Genomic DNA, 6,180 nt, shown 5'->3' with positions numbered 1-6,180 from the left:
CGGAGGGCGGATTGGCTCGGCGTTGGCGTCTATAAACATGGCCCTCCTGACGGAGAGCCAATTCCCGTCTGCCGGGCGCACGCTTTGGCCGACTACGCCGCGTCTTGTGGCAGCTTCTCTCTGCGACGTTGCAACCGGTGCTCAAAGGAAGACGGGCTCGCCGACGAGCGCTTGCCGAGCAACAGTCCTTCGACGCAGATGTCTTCGTCGAGGTCCGGCCAATGTACTCCATAGCCAGCCCCGCTTATCTGAAGATTAGCGCGTTCCGCGGGTGTGCCATTCGCGAGACGGGGATACCACCCGATTGGACCGAGACAGTCCGGCCATCCTCGAGATCAATCGACAGCGTGTCGTCCGTGACTTCGACTTTTCAAGACTCTGGCTAGTGTAACCACCGCAGAATTCGTCCCATTCATTTCTCAATGACTCGGGGTCTCACACACGATGATGGGCAATTCTCTCTCAGCGCCGTGCTGGGCGTCGGCTGCAAGGGCATCGACGAGCCATTCATCTTGTCGTTTCAGCAGCAGGCGCTGAATGCTTCACTCCAATCAGACCGTCAATGGACAAATCCTCATCGACGTCCGGCCAATGAAGCCCATATCCTGCCGGAGACACCTCGAATCGCTCCCTCTGGTCCTGCGTTGCCATCGCGAGTCGTTCCGACCATTCTGAAATCTCGATTTCGTATTTCTGGCCATCGACCTGGAGGAGCATGGTCGTTCCAATGAACTCGACCTTCTGAATGTCGTGTGCCTTATCCATGTTTCTTCTCCTCGAACTTATTCCACTCTGACACGATGTAGTCGAAATGCTCAAAGATGATCCTACGCACGATTCGCTTATCCGCTGGACTCATGTTGTAGGCGTGGGCTTCGATAACCTGGAAACCCGCGACTTCGAGCCAGTACTTGGCTTCGGCGTCTCCCTTCGGCAATGGATGTGTATCGGTTCGTTCCGTTCATTGGCGTAAAAGAAGAACCGCCAGCCCACAATCATTAGAATCGTTGTCAATCGTTCGCACCCCTCTTTCCGTTGACATAGTGCCACCCGCCCGATACCCAGTCACGCTCCATGTTCCCAGGCATGCGCTGGATGCTGCGCAATTCTCTCCGGCCGTAGCCGTGATTCGTGACGGACGATGCGTCCGGGTCGAGCCAGAACTTCGCGCTGCAATTCTCTCGGTCGGAGTAGCGGTTCTCAAAGGCGTCTGCAAAAGAATGGGGATTCTTCTATCTCACGGACCTTCCTAGTGGTAGAATCCCACTTGTCTGTAAGGCGATATGACCTCATCAGCTAAGACATCACTAAAGCCAATTCATCCTTTTCCGGCGCGAATGGCACCAGAGATTGCTCTAGCGGCATTGTCGAAGCTACCTCCAGGTTCGATCGTCCTCGATCCCATGACCGGTTCAGGAACGGCGGTGCGATTTGCATCGGAAAAAGGGCATCATGGTTTAGCATTCGATCGTGATCCGTTGGCTGTCCTAATGACGAAAGTCTGGACGACTCCAATTTGTACGAAACGGCTTCGGCAAAAGGCAGTAGACGTCGCGGAAGCGGCAACCAGACTTGAGCCCTTATTGATCCATTTGCCTTGGATCGATGATGATCAAGAAACTGATGAGTTTGTAAGCTTTTGGTTTGGAATGGTGCAGAGAGACGATTTGCGCCGGCTTAGTAGCGTGTTACTTCGGTGTCGCGGACCGATCGCGGATGCATTGAGGGTTGCCTTCAGCCGTATAATCATAACAAAAAAGCGAGGTGCATCACTCGCATGGGATGTTTCTCACAGCCGCCCTCATAAGAAGCGCGACGAAAATGATTTTCTTGTGATTCCCGAGTTTCTGAAATCCGTCGATTTTATAGCTAAGCGTTTGGAGGACCAACCGCCACTCGGCAATGTCCGCGTTGGCATTGGAGATGCGCGGAATCTTCGAACTCTAGCCGACGCGTCCGTGGATGCTGTCTTGACGTCGCCACCGTATTTGAATGCGATCGATTACATGCGAGGACACAAATTCACACTGATATGGCTAGGACACACGATTTCAGAACTTCGATCCACCAGGTCTGAGAACATAGGCAGCGAAAAGTATCCCGGTCACGGTGTGGATGAAACTGTTGCAGATAACATTTGTGCTTCGATGCCATCAATTGATCAACTGCCTGACAGAGAACTTGGGATTTTTCGGCGATATATTCTCGATCTGGCGATGATGATGGCTGAGCTTAAAAGAGTCTTAAAACCAAAAGGCAGGGCAATTTTGGTCATCGGGAATTCATGTTTGAAAGGTGTGTTCATAGAAAATGCTCTGGCGGTAAGCGCTGCCGCTGTACACGTGGGACTTACGCCTACAAAGCCGTACGAAAGGCAGCTTCCATCCAACCGCCGATATCTTCCGCCTCCTACAAGTTCAGAAGAATCTGATCTTCGGAAGCGAATGCGTACGGAATCGGTGTTGGGTTTTCGCAAACCGTAGCAACTGATCCATGTCAAGTAACGATTCTAACCCCAAACACGGCCGTGAACGTTTCCGACCATATGCTCGACTGATCAGTATATTGGGAGATCAACTGATTACGAGTAAATGGGTCGGTGTTATTGAGTTAGTAAAGAACTGCTATGACGCCGACGCAAATCACGTGTCAGTACGGTTCCTGAATTTCGATGTTGTCGGAGAGACGCCTGTAATTGAAATAGAAGACGATGGCGACGGGATGACACTAGATATTATTCGAGACGTCTGGATGAAACCGGCCACTCCGTACAAGCTAAACCAAAAGAAATCAAAGCAACACCGCTACACAAACAAAGGGCGAGTAATGCAAGGCGACAAGGGAGTGGGACGGTTTGCGATTTATAAATTAGGCAACTATGTAGAAATCTTTACCAAGACCGTTCGCACCCCTGAGGTGCATCTAACTTTGAATTTCCGCGAGTACTCTCAAGATGATGAGTTTGCGACCACTACTAAGATTCCCGAAAAGTTCCTCGACGAAATTATGAACGAATGGAAATTGAACGACTCCCCGGTTTGCATCACCAATGAAAAACATAAAGGTACTCTGCTAAGGATTTCAGATACTAGGAATGACTGGAGATTGGAGGAATTAGAAAAACTCCAAGTTGCATTCCAGAGAATGATTCCACCGACGATACCGACCTTTAAGGGAGACTTCGTAAGAGATTTTGACGTTAAGCTCTATTGGGATGATAGAGAATACCCGAGATCCCGAACCAGCTTTGAAGAAGTAATTGAACTCGCGCCATTCAGGTTTGAGGGCCAAATAAGTGAGCGCGGAATTCTGGATTACAAATACAGACACAACAGGAATAAGGAACTCAATGGGCAAATCGACTTGTTTGATGATTCGGACGCGGCCAAGCACGACCTCTGGGGCTTCCCGATGTTTAAGGAGCAATTCCTTGAATTCGTCAAAAGAACACAAGAACAGCCTGTGCGAATAAGGAAGGCTGATGGGAGCAGTAGGAGTACTTATCATAGAAACAGATTTTGGAAGGTGAGACGAAAACCTCATGTTGGGCCATGCACATTTTTCTTTTATGCCTTTGATTGGAGAGACCAACACTTGGAATTAAAAGAACACGAACGCGCGTTCATCAAAAACAATTCGGTCTATCTGTACCGGGATTTCACCCGCGTTTATCCCTATGGCGAAAGAGGTGTTGATTGGCTCTCTTTGAGTAAACTTAGAGCCGAGGACAAGGCTGGTCGCTATTTTAGCTACAACGATCTACTGGGATTCATATTCATCACCCAAGAGCACAATCCACAATTAAGAGATGCAGCCAGCAGAGAAGGCCTCGTCAACATAAACGGGGCTTCTGAGGATTTTGTCGCCCTGCTCCAAGCAACTTTGAAGGTCATGAAAGACTTTGTCGACGTTGATAAACAACGCGACGAGTTAAGAAAAGAGCGATTATTTTCCAGCGCAAATAAGAAATTCAACGAATCATTTGAACGACTTCGGAAGCAATTGATTAAGAGCAGCGATGAAGAGACCCTGAAAAGGGCGAACGCGTTTGTCGCAACTACGAACGAATTGGTAGCTCAGTACAAGATCAAGGTCTCGATCACGGAGGAACTTGCCGGGTTGGGGATGGCGGTTGAAAAATCTTCTCATGACATCTTCATGTTGATTCGTAGGATGATTCATAATGCCAATGACATTGTAACGAGATTTGAGAAGAACAGACTTTCATCTGCTACCCTGAGACAATTCTTTTCAGATCTGACCGAAAACTTGGATTTCCTATATCAGGAATTGCAAATCCTACAGCCGCTTTTTAGGGAATCGCGCAAAGAGACTAAAGCAATTAGCGTAAGGGACACCTTGGAACGAATCCAACGCTACTATCGGCGGGAATTTCAATACGATATTGGATTCAAAATAGAGGGCCCAGGCGACATAGTTGTCCAGACTAATCTCGGACTAATGTTACAGGTCTTTATCAATCTGATAGACAACGCAATCTACTGGCTCAACAAGAAATCTGGTAGGCACCGCATTATAGTCAAAATAGACCAAGAAAGCAGACAGGTAATTGTCGCGGACAATGGTCAAGGGATCGACGCCGATTTATCGGAAATAATATTTATGGAGTTTTATTCAACCAAGGCCGAAAGCGGTCGGGGACTTGGACTCTACATCGCTAGGGAACTCCTCGAACGCATTAATGCTCAAATCGTGCTAATTACTACCGAACCGCTCAAGGTTCTTCCCGGCGCGAATTTCCTCATTCAGTTTGGCGAGGCCGAATAAGTATGAACGGAGTAATCCTGTTCGTTGACGATAAACTCGACGAGTACATAGTCAAAGAGAATGATATCGAGAGATCACTCGAAAACGAACTATTTGAAGAGCTTCGTAGGCAATACCCAGTATTAGGAGTAAGGAATCTAGACTTAGCCGAAGAGGCGGTTAAGTCCATTGGGTCCTTCAGCGCCATAATCCTCGACTGGGTTTATGACAACACAGAATTACTTTTGAATGCAGGTGAAGATGCATCTGTTCTTAGTGGAATGAGAATCTCACGAGACGGTTCAGACACATTAGACTTCTTGAGACATAACGAATTTTATTCGTTGATATACATCTTCTCGAACGAGAATGTGAAAGACCTTTATGGCGCCGAATTGGTGAAGAAATATCAAAAGAGGATTAAGTTTCGGATAAAAGGAGATTCGAAGAATCAAGCCAAGCAAATTGCAAAAGAAATAATTAAGTGGCGAGAACGGAATCAAAATCTTTCGATTCCTAATGTATGGACAAAAACAATTAATCAATCAGTTCAAAAAATCCTGTTGGAGCTCTCTGACGCGGATCATAACTGGATTAGGGAGCTTGGACAAACGGCCAAGGACGATGGTGTTAGCGGTGAGATATTCATTGTAGAAATTCTTCAGTACTTACTCGCCGAAAGTCTGACTCAGGACCCGAGCTTGATTGCGTCAATCAAGCAACATGTCAGTCCCGATGAAGCAAACGAGGAGACGGCTGCTCCCTCTGATGAGAAATCCGTGGCGCGGCTCTTTAGACGAATCTTCTACACAAAGTTAGATGAAGACGCACCCGTAATGACAGGCGATATTTGTAGAATATCTCGTAACAAATTCGGGATCATCGTTACTCCCGAATGCGACATCAAGAATGTTATCAAGAATCAGTCAAGAACATTTGAGCTGTTGACGTTTACGAGAGATTCATTTGATTCGTTTTTGTCGTTACAACTGAACTACGGCTACGCACGCAATTTGTACGAGGGATGGACAGGCACGCCCAAAGGAATAGTCAAATTAGATAAATTGAGGACGCGATTTAACAACGGCGATTCCACATTCCATATTCTCCCTTCGTTTCCATTTAACGAAACCAAACTCGGTCTGTCGGTAGCAATGGATCTGAGTGAAGGATGCGAGAGATTTAGCCACGACGCAATCAAAAACAAACGAACTTACAAACTTAACGCACCGTTCATACAGCAACTCCGGCAGCGCTATATTTCTCATCTTGGTAGAGTTGGTACCCCCAGTCTTCCATTAAGTGTACGAAACCTCAACCTTAGATAGCCGCGAGGCTATAACCATCGGTCTAGCGTTTCTTAACATTCGGTCAAGCGCATTCCCTCTGTGTCGAACCAATGCGCAGATCAAC

General features: G+C 47.4%; 6 protein-coding genes. 3 read left to right on the top strand and 3 right to left on the bottom strand.

Annotated elements, in window-relative coordinates; all coding sequences use genetic code 11:
- Nucleotides 1–92: 92 nt before the first annotated feature.
- The 3 genes from AABO57_19295 to AABO57_19285 form a co-directional block, all read right to left on the bottom strand.
- Nucleotides 93–248 (bottom strand): DUF2442 domain-containing protein, encoded by a 156-nt coding sequence (locus tag AABO57_19295; GenBank protein ID MEK6287870.1) that lies wholly within the window; start codon nt 246–248, stop codon nt 93–95.
- A 259-nt stretch (nt 249–507) separates the two neighbouring features.
- Complete coding sequence (locus AABO57_19290) at nt 508–765, bottom strand: DUF2442 domain-containing protein (protein MEK6287869.1); 258 nt, start codon at nt 763–765, stop codon at nt 508–510.
- A complete protein-coding gene (locus AABO57_19285; protein ID MEK6287868.1) occupies nt 758–937 on the bottom strand; it encodes a DUF4160 domain-containing protein in 180 nt (59 codons plus the stop codon). The genes AABO57_19290 and AABO57_19285 overlap by 8 nt, the downstream gene beginning before the upstream one ends.
- A gap of 346 nt (nt 938–1,283) precedes the next feature.
- On the opposite strand from AABO57_19285, the gene AABO57_19280 reads away from it, so the two are divergent.
- The 3 genes from AABO57_19280 (at nt 1,284) to AABO57_19270 (ending at nt 6,095) form a co-directional block, all read left to right on the top strand.
- Nucleotides 1,284–2,483 (top strand): hypothetical protein, encoded by a 1,200-nt coding sequence (locus tag AABO57_19280; protein ID MEK6287867.1) that lies wholly within the window; start codon nt 1,284–1,286, stop codon nt 2,481–2,483.
- Nucleotides 2,484–2,565: 82 nt separating this feature from the next.
- Entirely contained in the window at nt 2,566–4,788 is a 2,223-nt protein-coding gene (locus AABO57_19275; GenBank protein MEK6287866.1) for a sensor histidine kinase, read from the top strand.
- A gap of 2 nt (nt 4,789–4,790) precedes the next feature.
- Nucleotides 4,791–6,095, top strand: a complete 1,305-nt coding sequence (locus AABO57_19270; GenBank protein MEK6287865.1) for a hypothetical protein — start codon at nt 4,791–4,793, stop codon at nt 6,093–6,095.
- The last annotated feature ends 85 nt before the right edge of the window (nt 6,096–6,180 follow it).

This window comes from Acidobacteriota bacterium, assembly GCA_038040445.1.
GTDB classification, from domain to species: domain Bacteria; phylum Acidobacteriota; class Blastocatellia; order UBA7656; family UBA7656; genus Onstottus_A; species Onstottus_A frigus.
The sequence above is the reverse complement of the archived record's forward strand: the minus strand, read 5'-3'. Positions and strand labels throughout refer to the sequence as shown.

What these genes read in the sequence shown, in the direction of transcription:
- AABO57_19290 (MEK6287869.1), bottom strand. Translation starts at nt 765, where the DNA reads ATGGATAAGGCACACGACATTCAGAAGGTCGAGTTCATTGGAACGACC.
- AABO57_19280 (MEK6287867.1), top strand. Translation starts at nt 1,284, where the DNA reads ATGACCTCATCAGCTAAGACATCACTAAAGCCAATTCATCCTTTTCCG.
- AABO57_19270 (MEK6287865.1), top strand. Translation starts at nt 4,791, where the DNA reads ATGAACGGAGTAATCCTGTTCGTTGACGATAAACTCGACGAGTACATA.